General features: G+C 65.1%; 18 protein-coding genes. 9 read left to right on the top strand and 9 right to left on the bottom strand.

Translation table 11 applies throughout. The features are described 5' to 3' along the window. Nucleotides 1-32 precede the first annotated feature (32 nt). Nucleotides 33-254 carry a hypothetical protein gene (locus L879_RS0104050; protein WP_027314975.1) on the bottom strand — a complete coding sequence of 74 codons (222 nt, stop codon included), beginning with the start codon at nucleotides 252-254 and terminating at the stop codon, nucleotides 33-35. A gap of 145 nt (nucleotides 255-399) precedes the next feature. On the opposite strand from L879_RS0104050, the gene L879_RS0104045 reads away from it, so the two are divergent. Further along, nucleotides 400-981, top strand: coding sequence for a type 1 glutamine amidotransferase domain-containing protein (locus L879_RS0104045; RefSeq protein WP_027314974.1), 582 nt, complete (start codon nucleotides 400-402; stop codon nucleotides 979-981). Nucleotides 982-1,056: 75 nt separating this feature from the next. On the opposite strand, the gene L879_RS0104040 is transcribed toward L879_RS0104045, so the two are convergent. After that, the gene (locus L879_RS0104040) at nucleotides 1,057-2,073 is read right to left on the bottom strand and encodes a Tim44 domain-containing protein (RefSeq protein ID WP_027314973.1); all 1,017 of its coding nucleotides are present in this window, start codon (nucleotides 2,071-2,073) and stop codon (nucleotides 1,057-1,059) included. Between the two features lie 615 nt (nucleotides 2,074-2,688). Between L879_RS0104040 and L879_RS0104035 the strand changes: the two genes are divergently transcribed. Beyond that, a complete protein-coding gene (locus L879_RS0104035; protein ID WP_027314972.1) occupies nucleotides 2,689-3,933 on the top strand; it encodes a Y-family DNA polymerase in 1,245 nt (414 codons plus the stop codon). An 82-nt stretch (nucleotides 3,934-4,015) separates the two neighbouring features. Here L879_RS0104035 and L879_RS0104030 read toward each other — a convergent pair whose 3' ends face one another. After that, nucleotides 4,016-4,903 (bottom strand): branched-chain amino acid aminotransferase, encoded by an 888-nt coding sequence (locus L879_RS0104030; RefSeq protein ID WP_027314971.1) that lies wholly within the window; start codon nucleotides 4,901-4,903, stop codon nucleotides 4,016-4,018. Between the two features lie 185 nt (nucleotides 4,904-5,088). Here L879_RS0104030 and L879_RS20395 point away from each other — a divergent pair, with 185 nt between their 5' ends. The 3 genes from L879_RS20395 to L879_RS0104015 are packed head-to-tail and all read left to right on the top strand — an operon-like array spanning nucleotide 5,089 to nucleotide 7,702. Then, entirely contained in the window at nucleotides 5,089-5,586 is a 498-nt protein-coding gene (locus L879_RS20395; protein WP_245265164.1) for a MarR family winged helix-turn-helix transcriptional regulator, read from the top strand. Nucleotides 5,587-5,621: 35 nt separating this feature from the next. Further along, a complete protein-coding gene (locus L879_RS0104020) occupies nucleotides 5,622-6,338 on the top strand; it encodes a response regulator (protein WP_027314970.1) in 717 nt (238 codons plus the stop codon). Then, nucleotides 6,335-7,702 (top strand): ATP-binding protein, encoded by a 1,368-nt coding sequence (locus tag L879_RS0104015; RefSeq protein WP_027314969.1) that lies wholly within the window; start codon nucleotides 6,335-6,337, stop codon nucleotides 7,700-7,702. Before L879_RS0104020 ends, L879_RS0104015 begins: the two co-directional genes overlap by 4 nt. On the opposite strand, the gene L879_RS0104010 is transcribed toward L879_RS0104015, so the two are convergent. The 5 genes from L879_RS0104010 to L879_RS0103990 all read right to left on the bottom strand — a co-directional run bounded on the left by L879_RS0104010 (nucleotide 7,703) and on the right by L879_RS0103990 (nucleotide 10,822). After that, nucleotides 7,703-8,062 (bottom strand): tRNA-binding protein, encoded by a 360-nt coding sequence (locus tag L879_RS0104010; RefSeq protein ID WP_027314968.1) that lies wholly within the window; start codon nucleotides 8,060-8,062, stop codon nucleotides 7,703-7,705. A 19-nt stretch (nucleotides 8,063-8,081) separates the two neighbouring features. Then, nucleotides 8,082-8,738 carry a TetR/AcrR family transcriptional regulator gene (locus L879_RS0104005; protein ID WP_154664089.1) on the bottom strand — a complete coding sequence of 219 codons (657 nt, stop codon included), beginning with the start codon at nucleotides 8,736-8,738 and terminating at the stop codon, nucleotides 8,082-8,084. A gap of 142 nt (nucleotides 8,739-8,880) precedes the next feature. Further along, a complete protein-coding gene (gene proC, locus L879_RS0104000; protein WP_027314966.1) occupies nucleotides 8,881-9,705 on the bottom strand; it encodes a pyrroline-5-carboxylate reductase in 825 nt (274 codons plus the stop codon). A 96-nt stretch (nucleotides 9,706-9,801) separates the two neighbouring features. Continuing rightward, nucleotides 9,802-10,302, bottom strand: coding sequence for a type III secretion system chaperone family protein (locus L879_RS0103995; RefSeq protein ID WP_027314965.1), 501 nt, complete (start codon nucleotides 10,300-10,302; stop codon nucleotides 9,802-9,804). A gap of 244 nt (nucleotides 10,303-10,546) precedes the next feature. Then, the gene (locus L879_RS0103990; RefSeq protein ID WP_027314964.1) at nucleotides 10,547-10,822 is read right to left on the bottom strand and encodes an accessory factor UbiK family protein; all 276 of its coding nucleotides are present in this window, start codon (nucleotides 10,820-10,822) and stop codon (nucleotides 10,547-10,549) included. A gap of 137 nt (nucleotides 10,823-10,959) precedes the next feature. On the opposite strand from L879_RS0103990, the gene lgt reads away from it, so the two are divergent. From lgt to pgeF, 3 genes are read left to right on the top strand one after another with little or no spacing between them, the layout of a single operon-like run. Further along, nucleotides 10,960-11,817 (top strand): prolipoprotein diacylglyceryl transferase, encoded by an 858-nt coding sequence (lgt, locus tag L879_RS0103985; protein WP_027314963.1) that lies wholly within the window; start codon nucleotides 10,960-10,962, stop codon nucleotides 11,815-11,817. Next, nucleotides 11,814-12,890 carry a class I SAM-dependent methyltransferase gene (locus L879_RS0103980; protein ID WP_027314962.1) on the top strand — a complete coding sequence of 359 codons (1,077 nt, stop codon included), beginning with the start codon at nucleotides 11,814-11,816 and terminating at the stop codon, nucleotides 12,888-12,890. Before lgt ends, L879_RS0103980 begins: the two co-directional genes overlap by 4 nt. A 9-nt stretch (nucleotides 12,891-12,899) precedes the next feature. Next, nucleotides 12,900-13,667, top strand: a complete 768-nt coding sequence (gene pgeF, locus L879_RS0103975) for a peptidoglycan editing factor PgeF (protein WP_027314961.1) — start codon at nucleotides 12,900-12,902, stop codon at nucleotides 13,665-13,667. Here the strand turns inward: pgeF and L879_RS0103970 are convergent. Next, complete coding sequence (locus L879_RS0103970; RefSeq protein WP_027314960.1) at nucleotides 13,657-14,412, bottom strand: SDR family oxidoreductase; 756 nt, start codon at nucleotides 14,410-14,412, stop codon at nucleotides 13,657-13,659. The two genes, pgeF and L879_RS0103970, sit on opposite strands and share 11 nt — an antisense overlap. A gap of 292 nt (nucleotides 14,413-14,704) precedes the next feature. Between L879_RS0103970 and L879_RS0103965 the strand changes: the two genes are divergently transcribed. After that, nucleotides 14,705-17,218, top strand: a complete 2,514-nt coding sequence (locus L879_RS0103965; protein WP_027314959.1) for a DNA-directed RNA polymerase — start codon at nucleotides 14,705-14,707, stop codon at nucleotides 17,216-17,218. Nucleotides 17,219-17,234: the final 16 nt, after the last annotated feature.

Here is a 17,234-nt window from a genome sequence, read left to right as displayed (position 1 = left end):
CAGCCCGCTCTCTGCCATGCTTTCCTCCGCCATCACATGCGCGTGCCGGGATCCGTCGGATTGCCAGGCAGGTAATCCGGTTCCGAGCCGGGCCCGCGCGGATCGGAGATGCCGGGATCGTTGACGGGATAGGGCGTGCGCGGTCCGGTCGGACCGGTATCCGGCTCCTCGTCGGGAACGGTGCCGGGCGGCACCTCGCTCGGGATGTTGCCCCCGGGCGTCGGCTCGTTCGTGGGAGCGCCTGGATTGACCATCGTGCCTCCGAAAATTTCAAAATCCGTGACTGGGACAACAGGCCCGCGCGAACAGGGTTCCAGCCGAGCCTGCGCGCGGAACCCCTCCCCGCCTCATCCGTTCCCAACAGGTTCCCCGATGCATTGAGAACGATGGAGAAGCGTCATGCCTGACATCAAACAGGCCAAGATCCTCATCATGGCGACCGATGGCTTCGAGCAATCGGAGCTCATGGTGCCGCAGCAGAAGCTGTCCGAAGCCGGCGCGACGGTCGAGGTCGCGGCCCCGAAATCCCGCATGCAGCCCGATGCCATCAAAGGCTGGGACAAGAAGGACTGGGGCAAGTCCGTGGCGGTCGCCAAGAATATCGAGGATGTGAATCCGGCCGATTACGATGCGCTCGTGCTTCCCGGCGGGCAGATCAACCCGGACAAGCTGCGCGTCGAGCCGAAGGCAGTCGAGATCGTTCGCGCCTTCAATAAGGCGGGCAAGGTCATTGCCGCCATCTGCCACGCACCCTGGCTTCTGATCGAGGCCGGCGTCATCAAAGGCAGGAAATGCACGTCCTATCACTCGATCAAGACGGATGTGATCAATGCGGGCGGACAGTGGCGCGACGAGGCCGTCGTCACCGACCAGGGCCTCATCACCAGCCGCAATCCCGGCGATCTCGACGCCTTCGTGAGCAAGATCGTGGAGGAAGTGCGCGAGGGCTCCCATGCGGGTCGACGCCAGGCCGCGGAGTAACCGCACAGCCGGATTCGCACATGAAAAAAGCGGCCGGTGAGAACCGGCCGCTTTGGTCTTCGTCAACGTGGCGTCTCAGGCCTGCTGGATTGCCGAGATTTTCCAGGAACCGCCCTGATCCCGGCGGAACGTCCAGAGCTCGACGGCCTCCTCGACCCGGTTCGGATCGCCTTCGACCACCCGGCCCGTGGCCTTGTCCACCATGACATCGGTGATGCCGAAGCGCATGGCGACCGTGGCGTAATCCGTCGCGCCCTCGCGCCAGGCCTCGGACAGATCGCCCTGGAGCAGGCGCACGTTGGAGAGCTTGTTCACGACCCCGCGTCCGGCGTTGTCGTTGAGCTCTTCCTGGATGTAGCCTGCCATCTCGGGGGTCGCGAGCGTCCAGAGCTTGGCGACGTCCTCGCGGGAATAGGCGTCCTGCATCTCGACGAGCCCCTTCTCGAAGGCCGCGTAGTCGCTCTCGCCGATGCCGATCTCGTCACGCACGCCCAGACGCGCTCCGGCCGTCTGCTGCTGGCTGCCCATCATGCCGCCGAGACCGCCGCCCAATCCGCCGAGCCCCCCGGCCATGGGCCGTCCGCCCACGGGGGGAACGCTGCCGCCCATGGAGCGGGCATGATTCTGGGCCGGGCCGGCATAGGCAGGCTCCTGACGCCGGCGGAACCATTTCATGGCGAAGGAGATCAAAAGCACGATCAGGCCGATCTGGAGCAGAAGCCCGAACATGGAGGCCAGCCCGCCGAGGCCGCCGAAGAACCCGTTGCCGAACAGCAGGCCGAGCAGGCCCGCACCGAAGAGACCGGCCATCAGGCCCGTGCCGAAGCCGAAACGGCGCGGCTGCGCCACGTTGGGCGCGGGCGTCCCGGGGCGGGTCACGTTCGGTCCCTGGTTCGGAATCTGCGAGCGCTGGATCGGGGCCGCCGCTTCCGGGGCCGTGCGGGTCGCCGGAGGAGGCGTGTAGGTGCGCGCGCCGCGCGATCCGAAGCTGCTCCGTCCGCCGACGCGGGCCTCGGCCGCGCTCCCGGCAAGGACCAAAGCGGCCGCCAGGGCGATCATGACCCGGCTGCGGCGAGAAGCGAATTTCATCATCGTATTCGTGTTTCATCCCTGCGGAGCAGGATGCTCCAGGGCACATGTAGTCATGGGGCCATGCCTGCAAAAGAGCGGCGCCGTGCGATTTCCCTTCCTCTTCGAGCGATTCCAAGGCCATGGGGCAGATTCCGGAATCCGCGAAAGCGGCATTTTTTGAGCACGCGCCGTCGCTCGACAGGCCTTTCCCCGAAGAGCAGGCACCGCGCTCCCTCCTCACGCGGAGACGCTTGAAAATGAATCGACAAAACTACCTCTGCGGCAACCTGATAGTTAACAAAAGCTTAATGCGCTGCAGCATCTCTCGATGACATGCGGGACTCTTATTGTTCTATTTTCGTTCGGTGACGAGAACACTCTTTCATAGCGTTTATTCCTCAAGGACAAGGCGGGTTAATCCGCGCGACTCTTCCCCGTTATCCACAGGCCCGCCCCTCGACTCGTCGCCGATGCTGTGTTCATGATTTGTTCGAGTGAGGGCCGCACGGGACGAGCCCGATGGTTTCACGATGCGGACCTTCGGACCCGCACGCTGCGCCGGAGCACGTTTCCGCGGGGCGGATCCGGATCGCCGCCGCGAAGCCGGCAGGACGACAACGGGACAGGTGAAGGGCGATGCGCAAACCGACGGGCCTGGAGCGGCTCTATGTCGACTTCGATTCCTTCTTCGCGAGCGCGGAGCAGCATCTCCAGCCGCACCTGCGCGGGAGGCCGGTCGGGGTCATTCCGGTCGATTCGGAACATACGGGGCTCATTGCCGTCAGCCGGGAGGCCAAGGCTCTAGGGATCAAGCGCGGCGCCTTCGTGCGCGATGCCCGCAAGGCCTGCCCGGGCCTTGTCCTGGTGACGGCGCGGCACGAGGTCTATGTGGAACTCCACCGCGCCATCGTCGAGACCATCGAGACGGTTCTTCCCGTCAAGGCGGTCTGCTCCATCGACGAGATGGTCTGCGCCCTCCTGCCCTCCGAGGGTGCGCGGGCGATCGAGATCGGTAGGCAGGTGAAGGAGGTCATCGCCTCCCGGATCGGCCCTACCCTCACCTGCTCGGTGGGCCTGGGACCCAACGACCTGCTCGCCAAGATCGCCGCCGAGATGGAAAAACCCGACGGCCTCGTGGCCCTTCACCCGGCCGATCTGCCGGGGCGCCTGCTGTCCCTGGAGCTCACGGATATCCCCGGCATCGCCCGGGGCAACGCGGCGCGCCTTGCCCGCGCCGGAATCGGCGACATGGCCGCGCTCTGGTCGCTCCAGCCCAAGGAGCTGCGCCGCCTGTGGGGCAGCGTCGAGGGCGAGCGGCTCTGGATGGGGTTGCACGGCTATACGGTGGAGCGACCGGAAACCCGCCGCCGCATGTTCGGCCATGGCCGGGTTCTTCCCGCCGACTGGCGCTCCCTGAACGGGGCCTATGCGGCCGCCCGGGTGCTGCTCGCCAAGGCTTCCGCGCGGATGCGCCGGGCGGGCTTTGCGGCCCGGGCGCTCGCCCTGTGGCTCACGGACAGGAACAGCGCCGGATGGTATGGGGAAGAGCGGTTCCAGCCGACCTGGGACGACCCGTCCCTCCTGGCATCCCTGAGCCGCCTCTTTCTTCACGCCGAGCGAGAGGACATGCGCCGCAGCCGCAGCGTCCACGTGACCCTGCACGATCTGGTGCCGATGGCGGAGATCGAGGCGGACCTGTTCGGCTATACCCCGGAAGCCCAGCTCAAGCGCCGCATGGAATACCTGTCGGTCCTCGCCGACCGGCTCAATGCCAGCCACCGCAGGACGCTTCTGCACTGGGGGCCGCAGGTCTCGATCCCCGGAGGCTATGCGGGCGCCAAGATTGCCTTCAACCGCATCCCCGATGCGGAGGATTTCTGAGGTGCCCGCACCCGAAACGACCATGCCCGGCACGGGGCCGGGCATGACAATCACAGGATAGGACGGCTCGGGCCGCCCTGCTTCAGGCAGCCTTGCTCTTGGGCTGCACTTCGGCCGAATAATCGTCCATCAGCGCCTTGGTGATGGCGCCGGGCTGGAAGCGGTAGGGCCCGATCTCGGAGACCGGCGTCACCTCGGCGGCAGAGCCGGTGATGAAGCACTCGCTGAAGCCCGCAAGCTCCTCCGGCATGATCCGCCGCTCGGCCACCTCGAGCCCCCGGCGCTTGGCCAGCTCGATCACCGTCTGGCGGGTGATGCCGTCGAGGAAGCAATCCGCGATGGGCGTGTGAACGACGCCGTCGCGGATGAAGAAGATGTTGGCGCCCGTGCACTCGGCGACGCGGCCCTGCCAGTCGAGCATCATGGCGTCCGCATAGCCCTTCTTCTCTGCCTGATGCTTGGAGATCGTGCAGATCATGTAGAGGCCCGCCGCCTTGGCGGTGGAAGGCGCGGTCGCCGGGTCGGGGCGGCGGTACTGCGCGATGTCGAGGCGGATGCCCTTCATCTTCTGCGCCTGGTCGAAATAGCTCGGCCATTCCCAGCAGGCGATGGCGAGATGGATCTTGTTCTGCTGGGCGGCGACCGCCAGCATCTCGGAGCCGCGCCAGGCTATGGGGCGCAGATAGGCGTCCGTCAGGCCGTTCTTCTCCAGAACGAGGCGCTTGGCAGCGTCGATCTCGGCCACGGTGTAGGGGATCTCGAAATCGAGGATCTGCGCCGAACGCTTCAGGCGCTCGGAATGCTGGGTGGACTTGAAGATCTGGCCGCCATAGGCCCGCTCGCCCTCGAACACGCTCGATCCGTAATGCAGGCCATGCGTGAGGACGTGGATCTTGGCCTCCTTCCAGGGTACGAGCTGCCCGTCAAACCAGATCCATCCATCGCGTTGATCGAGGGGGGTAGCGGACATCGTTCTTCTCCTTGACAGCAGGCCTTTGTGGCGACCGGGGCCGTGTAATTTCCGGTTCGCTTCCAGACGATTTCAGTTTCATTCATTTCGCGGAAGCGGCTTGACGAGTAACAATCGTCCTGAGATATGTCAACAAGACTGACATATCATTTGGGATAAGGACGTTGCCAGACGCGATCCGGGCCTTGAAGTCTCCCCCCTCCGGCAAGGACACCCTCGCCGAGCCCCCGACCTATGACCTCATCGAACTGTTCTTCTTCGCCTATCGCGACTTCGTCAGCGATCCGGACCGGATCCTGGACGAGTACGGCTTCGGCCGGGCCCATCACCGGGTTCTGCACTTCGTGAGCCGCAACCCGGGCCTGACCATCGCGGAACTCCTGGACATTCTGCGGATCACCAAGCAGAGCCTCAACCGGGTCCTGAAGGAGCTCATCGAGAAGAACTTCATCGAGAGCCGCACGGGCACCGCCGACCGGCGCCAGCGGCTCCTTCATGCGACCGCCAAGGGCCACGAGCTGGCCCTGAAGCTCGCCACGCTGCAGACGTGCCGCATCACGCGGGCCCTGTCCGAGATGGAGCCCGAGGCGAAGGACATGGTGAGCCGCTATCTCCTGCGCCTCATCGATCCGAGCGACAGCGCCCATGTGAAGCACCTCGTATTCGGCTCGGAGGAAACCTGATAAAGCAGGAGCCGGACAGTACCGCCCGAGGCCCGATGGACCCACGCATCGACATTCCCGACCACGCCCCGCACGTCCTCGTGGTGGACGACGACCGCCGCCTGCGCGACCTGCTGACCCGGTTCCTCATCGAGAACGGCTACCGCGTGACGGCCGCGGCCAGCGCCGCGGAGGCACGGGCCAAGTCCGGGAACTTCGTCTTCGATGCCCTGGTGCTCGACGTGATGATGCCGGGCGAATCCGGCTTCGATTATGCCCGCAGCCTGCGCCAGACGTCGCAGGTGCCGATCCTGATGCTCACGGCCCGCGCGGACGCTTCCGACAGGGTCACCGGGCTGGAGATCGGCGCGGACGACTACCTGCCCAAGCCCTTCGAGCCGCGCGAGCTGCTCCTGCGCCTGGGCAACATCCTCAAGCGCGCCGTGCCTGTGCAGAGCGACGAGAGCGCGGCTGTGCCGGAGATGATCCATTTCGGCCCCTTCTCCTACCGCTTCGACCGCGGCGAGCTGCGGCGCGGGGACGAGCTGGTGCGGATCACCGAGCGCGAACGCGAGATCCTGACGATCCTCGGCAGCCATGCGGGCGACAACGTTCCGCGCGAGGCGCTCGCGGGCAACGGCTTCGCCGCCAACGAGCGCACGGTGGACGTTCAGATCAACCGCCTGCGCCGCAAGATCGAGACGGATCCGGCGAACCCGATTTTCCTTCAGACCGTGCGCGGCATCGGCTATCGCCTCGTGATCGACCGATGAAGATCGGCGCCACCCTGAAGTACACTCCCCTCGACCGGGCGGCGCGCTGGTTCGGACGCTTCCTCCCGAAAGGCCTCTATGCACGCGCGCTCATCATCATCATCGCGCCGGTCATCCTGCTGCAATCCGTCGTGGCCTATGTGTTCATGGAGCGGCACTACGAGCTCGTGACCCGCCGTCTCTCCTCTGCGGTCACGGCGGATATCGCGGCGCTCATTGACATCTACGAGAGCTATCCGCAGGACAAGGACGTCGACACTCTCTCGCGCATCGCCTCCGAACGCCTGCAGCTCGACGTGGACATCCTGCGCAACACGGACCTGCCGCCGCCGGGGCCGAAGCCCTTCTTCTCGATCCTCGACGAGACCCTGTCGAACGAATTGCGCCGGCAGATCGACCGTCCCTACTGGCTCGATACGGTCGGTCGCTCGAGCTATGTGGAGGTCCGCATCAAGCTCGATCAGAACGACGTGATGCGCATTCTGGCGCGGCGCAGTCAGGCCTATGCGTCCAACTCGCACATCTTCCTCGTGTGGATGGCGGGCTCGTCCTTCGTGCTGCTCGGCATCGCCATCCTGTTCCTGCGCAACCAGATCAGGCCGATCCTGCGCCTCGCGGAAGCGGCGGAAGCCCTGGGCAAGGGCCGCGAGATCGAGTTCCGCCCGCGCGGCGCGCGCGAGGTACGCCAGGCCGGCCACGCCTTCCTCGAAATGAAGCGGCGCATCGAGCGCAACATCGAGCAGCGCACGACCATGCTCAACGGCGTGAGCCACGACCTGCGCACCATTCTCACCCGCTTCAAGCTCTCGCTCGTCTTCCTCGGCCAGACGCCCGAGGTCGAGGACCTGAAGCGCGACGTGGACGAGATGAGCCGCATGCTCGAAGGCTATCTCGCCTTCGCCCGAGGCGAGGGGGGCGACGCGGGCGAGCAGGCGGTGGAGACGGATCTGCGCCAGCTCCTCGAGGAGGCGCAGATGGACGCCGAGCGGCAGGGCCATGTGACGGAACTCGAGATCACCGGCGACCCGATGATCACGGTGCGCCCCGACGCCTTCCGCCGCCTGCTCTTCAACCTCGTCTCCAATGCGGCGCGGCACGGGGACACGATCGAGATCAGGGCCAATCACGAGACGCGCTGGCTCGTTCTCCATGTGGACGACGACGGGCCGGGCATTCCGCCGGAGCTGCGCGAGGAAGTCTTCAAGCCCTTCGTGCGCCTGGACGAAGCGCGCAACCAGGATGAGGGCGGCTCGGGCCTGGGCCTCGCCATCGCCCGCGACATCGCCCGCTCCCACGGCGGCGACATCGTTCTCGGCGAAAGCCCGCTCGGTGGCCTGCGCGCCACGGTGCGGCTGCCGGCCTGATCAGTAAAGCCTTCCGCCCACCGGCACGTCGCGATCCGGACGGATGAGCATGACGTCGCCATTGGCATCGGGCACGCCAAGCGTCAGGACCTCCGACATGAAGGGGCCGATCTGGCGCGGGGGGAAATTCACCACGGCGAGCACGAGCGATCCGACGAGATCGTCCGGCGTGTGATTGACGGTGATCTGCGCGGAGGAGCGCTTGGTGCCGATCTCGGGGCCGAAATCGATGGTGAGCTTGAAGGCAGGCTTGCGCGCCTGCGGAAACGGCTCGACGGTCACGATACGGCCGACACGGATGTCGACCTTCAGAAAATCGTCGAACGCGATCTGCGGTGTGATCGAACGCGCCTGATCCATGATGCCCCCTGCTTGTGCTTTAAATGGCGGCTGCGGGATTGTCCGCTTCGCCGTTCTCGTCATGCGTGCGGCGTCGCTCCGGGCGCGACGGCCTGCGCCCCTGCAGGAAGGCGCGTCCGACGGCGCGGAAAGGCGCGCTCAGACGGCGCAGATCTTCCGCGCCTTCGAGGATGCGCTCGCCGCGCCGCAATTCCCGGTCGAGCCGCGCCATCGTCTTGGCCTGGGTCGGATCGTCGTCGTCGAGCCATGTGCGCATGGTATTGGCCCAGACGAGCACCGCGCCCTGGAGCTTCAGCGTGCCGAGCGGCCCCTCCGTGTCGATACCGGCGGCCGCGAGCATGAAGCGCTGGGAGTTGAGCGCCACCTGATTGAGGGCGGCAAGCGACAACGGATCGTATTGCAGGTCCTGCGCGATCCGGCGCAGGGCTTGCCGATAGGGCTGCAACGCATCGAAGCGGCGCATCATCACGTCGAAGATGCGCTCGTGCGCGGGCTCCCCGGCGAGATCGTCGGTCGTTCCCTCCAGCACCTCCCGGTCGATCATGCGGGAGAGCGCGCCGAGCACGGCTCCTTTCGAGGGGAAGAGATCGCGGAACTCCGCGAGGGAGACGTTCGCGGCCTTCGCGATGTCGCCGATTTCGATCTCGCGCCAGGGCCGATGGGAGGCGAGATCCATGAGCGCCTCGACGATCGCCTTGCGCTTGTCCGTGGGAGCTGCGGAAGCCTGTGCCGTCACGATCCATCTCCTGAAAGAATTCCATCGAGACCTAATCTAGGGGCGGAGCGCGCCAATCCCAAGATTCAGCCGGTCGCACGGCTCAGCCGGCGAGCTCCTCCGCGCGCCGCTTGGCCGCAGCGACGGCCTCGCGCATGAGCGCCTTCATTCCATCGGGATCGCGCATGAGAACCGCGAGCGCCGCCGCCGTCGTGCCGCCCGGCGAGGTGACGTTCTGACGCAAGGTTGCAGGCGGCAGGTCGCTCTGGAACAGCAACTCGCCCGCGCCCGTCACCGTGGCGCGCGCGAGGCGCTGCGCCAGGTCCGGCGGCAGGCCCGCGGCGATGCCCGCCTCAGCGAGGCATTCCACGAGATGAAACACATAGGCCGGGCCCGAGCCCGACACGGCCGTGACCGCATCGATCAGATCTTCGCTGGCGAGCCACTCGACGATGCCGTTGCTCGCCAGCAGCGCGTCGGCCATGAGGCGCTGCTCCTCGCTCACCTGTCCGTTGGCGGCGGCGCCCGTCGCGCCGCGCCCGATGCTGGCGGGCAGGTTCGGCATGGCGCGCACGATGGCCCCGGCGGAGGGAAGCCGGGCGCGCAGGTCGCCGATGGTCTTGCCGGCGAGAATGGAGACGAGAAGGGTCCGGGGCCCCAGGCAATCGTTCAGCGCGGGTGCCGCCGCATCGAGCATCTGCGGCTTGATGGCGAGCACGAGCACGTCGGGAGCGGCGGAAGCGGCGGGGTTCAGGGCGATGCCCTTCTCCCGGCAGAAGCGGGCCATTTCCTCGGAGGGATGCGGATCGAGCACGGTGACGCCCGCAGGATCCATGCCCACCTTGAGCCAGCCCTCCAGCATCGAGCCGCCCATTTTGCCGGCCCCCACGAGAATGAGCGACGACGGGAGATGGGCTGCGTTCGGCATGGGCTAAACCTGACGGAATGGCGATGGATCGCGGCACTCTATTCACGCGCTCCCGCCCTGTCGAGGCAGGTCCGGCGCGCCGTTCCGCTCGATGCGTCAGGCCTCGCCTTCGGTTTCGAAAAGGACGCTGTCGAGGGCTTCGCGGGCGGACTTGCCGGCCCAGATCACGAACTGGAAGGCCTGGAAATAACGCTCGCAGGCCTCCACCGCCACGCGCAGCATGGTCTCGCACTGGCCGTCGGTCGGGTCGGCGCCGCCCGCCAGAAGCAGGGCGTGGCGGAACATCACCACGTTCTCGGTGCTCCACAGGTCGAAATGGCCGACCCAGAGCTGCTCGTTGACCGCCGAGATGAGCTGGAGAACATCCTGCCGCCGCCGCTCGGGCACCTTCAGGTCGAAGGCGCAGGCCACGTGCAGGGCCTCCACGTCCTCGATCCAGGTGAAAGCGATGTCGTAATCCGCCCACCGCCCCGCCACGGAGACGGACATTTCGTCCGTTTCGGCGCGGTCGAAGATCCAATGCCGCAGGGAAGCCAGACGCTCGACCACATCGAGAGGATGCTCCAAGCGGTCGATTTCAAGATGAATCTGCGACATGTCGATCCGATAAACTCAATTTTCCCAATATGCTGAACACATAAGGGCAATACCATTGCGTTCATTCGGGCATTATTCGGAAGAAGTACTCAGAATACCTTCGATATTCGGAAGTTCCGCCGCGAACCGCCTCGAATCAGCTCATGAATCGACAGTCTTAGATTTCGCCCCCCGTCACAATGGCCGGATTCACCTGTCCACAACAGGAGACCCGCGCTGGAAGCAGACCGGGCTTCCGCTACGGTCAAGGCGCCGCCGGGTCGGTGCCGGCGGTGGAGGCCAGCTTCGCCTCGAGCTCCTTCACCCGGGCCTCGAGCCGCTCGTTGTCCTCGCGCGCGGCCAAGACCATCTCGCGCAGGACCTCGACTTCCTCGCGGGTGGCGACGTCCATGTCCTTGATCAGGCGCTCGAACTGGCTGCGGACCACGCTCTCGACCTCCCGGCGGACCCCCTGGGCCGCTCCAGCGGCATCGGTGGCGAAGCGGGCGAGCTCATCGAAGATCCGGTTCGATTGGGTCATTGGGGTCACATCCACAGCGTTCGGCGGGCCCAGCGGCCCTGGAACGCCACACATGGGCGCATTCGCCGCAAACTGCAACAGGGTTGACGATCCATCCCCGAAAGGTCCAATGGCAGCCCGATCATCAAGGCCTCCTCATGCCTCTGTCCTTTCCCCTCATCGATCCGGTTGCCATCTCCATCGGCCCCTTCGCGATCCGCTGGTATGCCCTGGCCTATGTGGCCGGCTTGCTGGGCGGCTGGTTCTACGCCAAGCGCCTAGCCGCGAAGGCCGAACTCTGGGCCGGGCTGAAGCAGCCGAAGGCGACGGATGTGGACGATCTCATCGTCTGGGTCGCGCTCGGCGTGGTGCTCGGCGGGCGGGCGGGCTACGTGCTGTTCTACAACCTGAACGCCTATCTCGCGCATCCGCTGGAGATCTTCGCCGTCTGGCGCGGAGGCATGTCCTTCCATGGCGGCTTCCTGGGAGCGGCGCTCGCCATCGCGTTGTTTTCCCGGTCGCGCGGGCTCAGCGCGCTGGCGATGCTCGACATGGCCTCGGTCGTGGCGCCCATCGGCCTGTTCTTCGGCCGCATCGCGAACTTCATCAACGGCGAGCTCTGGGGCCGTCCGGCCCCCGATTTTCCCTATGCTGTGGTCTTCCCCCATGCGGGCCCCGTGCCGCGCCATCCGAGCCAGCTCTACGAAGCCTTCGGCGAAGGCCTGATCCTGTTCATCGTCATGGCCGTCGCCGCCCGCCGCTTCGGATTCCGCAGGCCCGGCCTTCTCGGCGGCCTTTTCGTGCTGGGCTATGCGGTCGCTCGCATCGTCTGCGAATTCTTCCGTGAGCCGGACGAGCAGCTCGGCTTCCTCTTCGGCGGCTCGGTCCAGGCCCTCGGCGGCGGCATCACCATGGGCATGCTGCTCTCGGTCCCCATGGCGCTGGCGGGCGTGGGCTTCATCGTCCTGGCCGTGCGCGGCTACACGCGCCCGAAACAGGCGGCCGAGGCCGCGTGAAACCGCTGAAGGACAGCCTGCGCGAGATGATCGCCCTGGAGGGGCCGATCACCGTCGAGCGCTATATGAGCCTGTGCCTCGCGCATTACTACGCCACCCGCGACCCGCTCGGCGCGACCGGCGACTTCACCACGTCGCCGGAAATCAGCCAGATGTTCGGCGAGCTGATCGGCCTGTGGATGCTGGAGGTCTGGAACGGCATGGGCCGCCCCGCCCCCTGCCGCCTTGTGGAGCTGGGACCGGGACGCGGCACGCTGATGGCAGACCTGCTGCGGGCGACGCGGCTCCTGCCCGATTTCAGGGCCGCGGCCAGCGTCCATCTCGTCGAGACGAGCCCCGCCCTGAGGCAGCGGCAGAGGGCCGCCCTCGCCTCTGCGGGGGGGCCCGTCGAATGGCACGACCGGATCGAGGACGTGCCGCCGGGGCCGATCCTGCTCGTCGCCAACGAGTTCTTCGATGCCCTGCCCGTGCGCCAGTTCCTGGCCACCGGGCGCGGCTGGTGCGAGCGTCTGGTCGGCCTGGAGGGCGAGCGCCTGATCTTCGGCCTGCGTCCGGAGCCCGAGGCGGCCCTCGGCAATCCCCTGAGGGACGGCGATGTCATGGAATGGCCCGCCGCATCGGTCGATGTCATGAGCGCGCTTGCCGGGCGGATCGCCCGCGACGGCGGAACGGCCCTGATCCTCGATTACGGCTATTGGGGCCCCGCTTTCGGGGACACGCTTCAGGCACTGAAGAGGCACCGGAGCGTCGATCCCCTGGAGGAGCCGGGCGAGGCCGATCTCACCACCCATGTCGATTTCCACCGCCTCGCCCAGGCGGCGCTGGCCTGCAAGGCCCGGGTCCACGGCATCGTCACCCAGGGCGACTTCCTGCAGGCGCTCGGAATCGCGGCAAGGGCCGCCGCCCTGAAGGCCCGCGCCACGCCCGCCCAGGCCGACGACATCGACCGGGCGCTTGCGCGCCTCACCGAGCGTGGCGCGACGGGCATGGGAGAGCTGTTTAAGGTTTTGGCGGTTACACATGAGGGCGTCCAGGCCGTTCCCGGATTGCCCGCCCTGCCCTCCTCCTCGTAAGATCGCGCCATGTTCATCCAAGCTCCCGCCCTCGCCTCCCAGCCGACGATCCGCCACGCCTTCTTCACGCGGCAGGGCGGGGCGTCGGACGGAATCTACGCCTCGCTCAACGGAGGCATCGGCTCCTCCGACGATCCGGCGAACGTGCAGGAGAACCGCCGCCGCATGACCCAGGCGCTCGATGTGGCGCCCCATGCCCTGATCAGCGTGTATCAGGTCCATTCGCCCGACGCGGTGATCGTGGAAGGCCCCTGGACGGGCGAGCGTCCCAAGGCCGATGCGATGGTGACGGCGACGCCCGGCCTCGCGCTCGGCATCACGACGGCGGATTGCGGCCCGGTCCTGTTCGCCGATGCGCAGGCCCGCGTGATCGGCGCAGCCCATGCGGGCTGGCGCGGGGCCGTGACCGGAATCCTGGAATCCACCGTCGCGGCCATGGAGCGGCTCGGCGCCCGGCGCCAGGACATCGTCGCCGTGCTCGGCCCCACGATCAGCCAGAAGGCCTATGAGGTCGGCCCCGACTTCATCGAGCGCTTCGACAGGGAGGCCCCCGGCCACGAGCGTTTCCTCGCGCCGGCCGAGAGGCCGGGCCATGCCATGTTCGACCTGCCGGGCTTCATCGGCGCGCGCCTGGAGACGGCGGGAATCGGCGCGTTCACCGATCTCGGGCTGTGCACCTATTCCGACGAGGAGCGGTTCTTCAGCTACCGCCGCACCACCCACCGCCGCGAGCCGGATTACGGCCGTCTCATCTCGGCGATCGCGCTCACTCCCTGATCCCGGCCACGTCCGGCGTCTCCCATGCCAGGTGCTGGCCGCCGTCGACGGCGATCATCTGGCCCGTGACGCTGCCGGCCTTCGCGAGATAGAGCACCGCATCGGCGATCTCGTCAGGCGTGCCGCCATGGCCGAGGAGCACGGCGCTGCTCTGCTTGGCGAAATCCTCATCCCCCTGGCGGACGTTCGACAGGGTCGGCCCCGGCCCGATGGCGTTGACGCGGATGCGCGGCGCGAGCGCCTGGGCCATGGTCTGCGTCGCGGTGAAGAGCGCGGCCTTCGTGAGGGTGTAGGAGAAGAATTGCGGCGTCAGCTTCCAGACGCGCTGGTCGACGATGTTGACGATGCTCCCCTGGGCCTCGGCGGGCAGCTGGAGCGCGAAGTCGCGGGCGAGAAAAGCGGGTGCGCGCAGGTTGACGGCGAAGTGACGGTCCCAGCGCTCCTGCGTCAGCGTCTCGACCTCGTCGGGCTCGAACTCGGAAGCGTTGTTGACGAGAAGCGAGAGCGGGCCGAGCGCGCGCACGGCCTCGGGCACGAGGCTTGCGACGGCATCGCCGTCCGCCAGATCGGCCCGCACGATGACGGCCCTTCCGCCGGCATGCCGGATGCCCGCAGCCATTCTCTCCGCCTCGTCGGCCGAACGGCGGCAATGGATCGCCACCGCGTAACCATCGCCGGCAAGGCGCTCGACGATTCGCCGCCCGATGCGTTGCGCGCCGCCGGTTACGAGCGCAGCCTTGTCCATCCTCGTCCTCTTTATTGCAAATATGTCACAGCTCTTGGCGTGCGGCCACGAGAATGACATTATTTCAACTATTTGTGTATGGGTCCCAACTTCGTATGTGAGAAACCTCTTGCATAACAAGGGGTTACTTCCCGTATTAATCACATAGTCCCAACTATGCCATGCGACAACGTGTGATTTCCGTTGGGACTTTTTTTGTCCCACATCACATAGTAATTCGTGTATATCCGCCGTCCGTCTGCATTTTTGTGGACCTTAAGGAACGAGCGACAACCCGACAGGAGAGAGACACATGAAGCATTTTGACTCCTTTGAATTGGCTAAAGAGAAACATGAGAAGCATGAGTCTCGTACGGTCCAAGGGTACGGCTATGGTGCCTCCTCTGAGGCCATGGCTCTGATCCAGAAACACTTCAACACAGCATACGACGTGGTTCTTAAGAAGCTCAATGACTCCTCTCGCTCCTCGATGAAAGGGATCGCTGACACCTTCTCCATCCTCTCCCCTGAGAAGATCGCTCTTGTTGCTTTCCAGGGCGGGCTACACTGTATCGCTGATGAGATGGACCTTCAGGACACCAATCGCTATCTCGGGGACCTCATGGCCGATGAGCTTTACGCTGCGGGTCTTGTGGCCTTCGATGAGAAGCTGGCCCTGAACCTCGACAAGAGGGCACGGAAGAACAGCAACGCTCAGGCCCGTAAGACCTCCCTCAAGGTCATGGCCGGGAAGAATGGCTACTACTTCGACGGTTTCGCCTCCAACGAGGAGCGGGATATGGCGGGTGCGTGGCTCACTGAGGTCCTGATGGAGCTTGACGATGTGTTCGTGCTTGTCCGTCCTGAGGAGGGCGAGGACTACGTTCAGCCTCATCTGACGCTCACTGAGGGCGCTCTCGTGTACGCCCAGGAGTTCACCAAGGCTGTGCTTGAGAAGCGCCCTGTGGCCCTCCCGCAGCTTTCTATGCCCCCGGCATGGGAGGGGATGTACCTGACCCTTGAGAGCAATGGTCGCCAGTACAAGGTGCCTCTGATCCGGCGTAGCTCCAAGAGCCTGTCCTATCAGCATCTCAAGGCTGCGATTAAGGCCGGGACCGCCAAGCCTGTGCTTGACGCCCTCACGGCGGCGTCTCAGGTCGCGTGGTCGATCAATGCCCCTGTGCTTGAGATGGTCAAGTGGGCGTACCTGAATAACGTGGCTGTGAAGGGCCTCCCGACCAAGCAGGATGAGAAGCTCCCCGCGAAGCTCGCTGACGACGTTTGGGCGGCAATGAGCGAGGAGGAGCAGAAGGCTGCGAAGAAGGAGCGTTCCGACATTCGTGCGGCTAACCGCGCCCTCATTGGTCTTAGAGAGGTCTACAATACGGACGTGTCCACGGCTGAGATTTTGCTTGAGCGTGGGAACCGCTTCTGGACTCCCATGAACATGGACTATCGCGGTCGTGTGTACGGATGCACCTACTTCCACTTCCAGCGTCAAGACTACGTTAGGGCAATGTTCCTATTCGCTGACGGAGTAAAACTTGGTCACGATGGGCTTCGCTGGCTCATGATCCATCTCGCCAATTGCGGTGACTTCGACAAGGTATCGAAGAAGCCATTCGCGGAGCGTGTGGAGTGGGTCAATGAGAACATCAACCGCATCCTTGAGATGGCGGCAGACCCTACTCAGGACCTCTGGTGGACGGAGGCAGACAAGCCCTTCATGTTCCTCGCGGCGGCTATCGACCTCCGCAACGCTTTGCTTTGCCCTATCCCATGCGAGTACGTATCTCATCTGCCTGTGAGCTTCGATGGTACTTGCTCGGGCCTTCAGCACTTCGCGGCCATGACCCGTTGCGACCAGACGGCTCCTCTCGTGAACCTCACGAACAACGAGCGGCCCTCTGACGTGTATCAGGCTGTGGCGAACGTCGTGAAGGCCAAGGTGGCTCTCATGGCTCAGGACCCCGACCACGAGTTCCATGAGGTCGCCAACCTGATCCTTGGGGACATTGACCGTGGCATGGTGAAGCGAAACGTTATGACTTGGGCTTACTCGGCCAAGCGCCTCGGCATGATGACTCAGGTGATGGAGGACACGATGCAACCCCTCCAACACAAGGTCGTCACGAAGCGCCTGAAACTCCACCCCTATCAGGTGGCAGCCGATACCTTCACGCCCAAGAACGGCAAGACGGAAGTGTGCTGGCCGGGATGGACCGCAGCCAAGATGCTCGGAGGGACCACCTATGACTCTATTGGAGAGGTCGTGAAGCGGCCTCAGGAGGCTATGGAGTTCCTTCAGAAGATCGCTCGCGCTACGGCCCACGAGGGCAAGCCTGTGATCTGGACGACTCCCATGGGGATGCCTGTGGTCCTCCACTATCCCAACCACAAGAGCCAGAAGCTCCGTCTGTGGATGATGGATCGTGGCGTCCGGTTCCAAGTGCAACAGTCGAACCAAGAGCAATCTACAGGGATCGACAAGAACGCGGCGGCTAATGCCGTGGCCCCATCGTTCGTTCACAGCTACGACGCTTGCCATCTCCAGATGGTCGTGTACGTGGCCGCTAAGAAGGGCATCAAGGACGTTGCCCTCGTGCATGACAGCTTCGGTTGTCACGCAGGGAAAGCTGATGCGTTCCGTAAGGTCGTGTCACATACGTTCTGCTATCTCTACCGGAAGTATGACGTTCTGAGCATGGTTCTGGAAGAGAACAAGGCACAACTTCTCAACCACGAGAGGCTCCCGAAGCGTGAAGAGGTTTCGACGGGTTCGTACCAAATCAGGGACGTACTGCGTTCTTTTTACGCTTTCGCATAGCAATCCATATCAGACA

The organism is Microvirga flocculans ATCC BAA-817 (assembly GCF_000518665.1).
GTDB classification, from domain to species: Bacteria; Pseudomonadota; Alphaproteobacteria; order Rhizobiales; family Beijerinckiaceae; genus Microvirga; species Microvirga flocculans.
The sequence above is the reverse complement of the archived record's forward strand: the minus strand, read 5'-3'. Positions and strand labels throughout refer to the sequence as shown.

Coding starts and splice junctions, on each gene's coding strand:
- L879_RS0104050 (WP_027314975.1), bottom strand. CDS start 254: ATGGTCAATCCAGGCGCTCCCACGAACGAGCCGACGCCCGGGGGCAAC.
- L879_RS0104045 (WP_027314974.1), top strand. CDS start 400: ATGCCTGACATCAAACAGGCCAAGATCCTCATCATGGCGACCGATGGC.
- L879_RS0104040 (WP_027314973.1), bottom strand. CDS start 2,073: ATGATGAAATTCGCTTCTCGCCGCAGCCGGGTCATGATCGCCCTGGCG.
- L879_RS0104035 (WP_027314972.1), top strand. CDS start 2,689: ATGCGCAAACCGACGGGCCTGGAGCGGCTCTATGTCGACTTCGATTCC.
- L879_RS0104030 (WP_027314971.1), bottom strand. CDS start 4,903: ATGTCCGCTACCCCCCTCGATCAACGCGATGGATGGATCTGGTTTGAC.
- L879_RS0104020 (WP_027314970.1), top strand. CDS start 5,622: ATGGACCCACGCATCGACATTCCCGACCACGCCCCGCACGTCCTCGTG.
- L879_RS0104015 (WP_027314969.1), top strand. CDS start 6,335: ATGAAGATCGGCGCCACCCTGAAGTACACTCCCCTCGACCGGGCGGCG.
- L879_RS0104010 (WP_027314968.1), bottom strand. CDS start 8,062: ATGGATCAGGCGCGTTCGATCACACCGCAGATCGCGTTCGACGATTTT.
- L879_RS0104005 (WP_154664089.1), bottom strand. CDS start 8,738: ATGGATCTCGCCTCCCATCGGCCCTGGCGCGAGATCGAAATCGGCGAC.
- proC (WP_027314966.1), bottom strand. CDS start 9,705: ATGCCGAACGCAGCCCATCTCCCGTCGTCGCTCATTCTCGTGGGGGCC.
- L879_RS0103995 (WP_027314965.1), bottom strand. CDS start 10,302: ATGTCGCAGATTCATCTTGAAATCGACCGCTTGGAGCATCCTCTCGAT.
- L879_RS0103990 (WP_027314964.1), bottom strand. CDS start 10,822: ATGACCCAATCGAACCGGATCTTCGATGAGCTCGCCCGCTTCGCCACC.
- lgt (WP_027314963.1), top strand. CDS start 10,960: ATGCCTCTGTCCTTTCCCCTCATCGATCCGGTTGCCATCTCCATCGGC.
- pgeF (WP_027314961.1), top strand. CDS start 12,900: ATGTTCATCCAAGCTCCCGCCCTCGCCTCCCAGCCGACGATCCGCCAC.
- L879_RS0103970 (WP_027314960.1), bottom strand. CDS start 14,412: ATGGACAAGGCTGCGCTCGTAACCGGCGGCGCGCAACGCATCGGGCGG.
- L879_RS0103965 (WP_027314959.1), top strand. CDS start 14,705: ATGAAGCATTTTGACTCCTTTGAATTGGCTAAAGAGAAACATGAGAAG.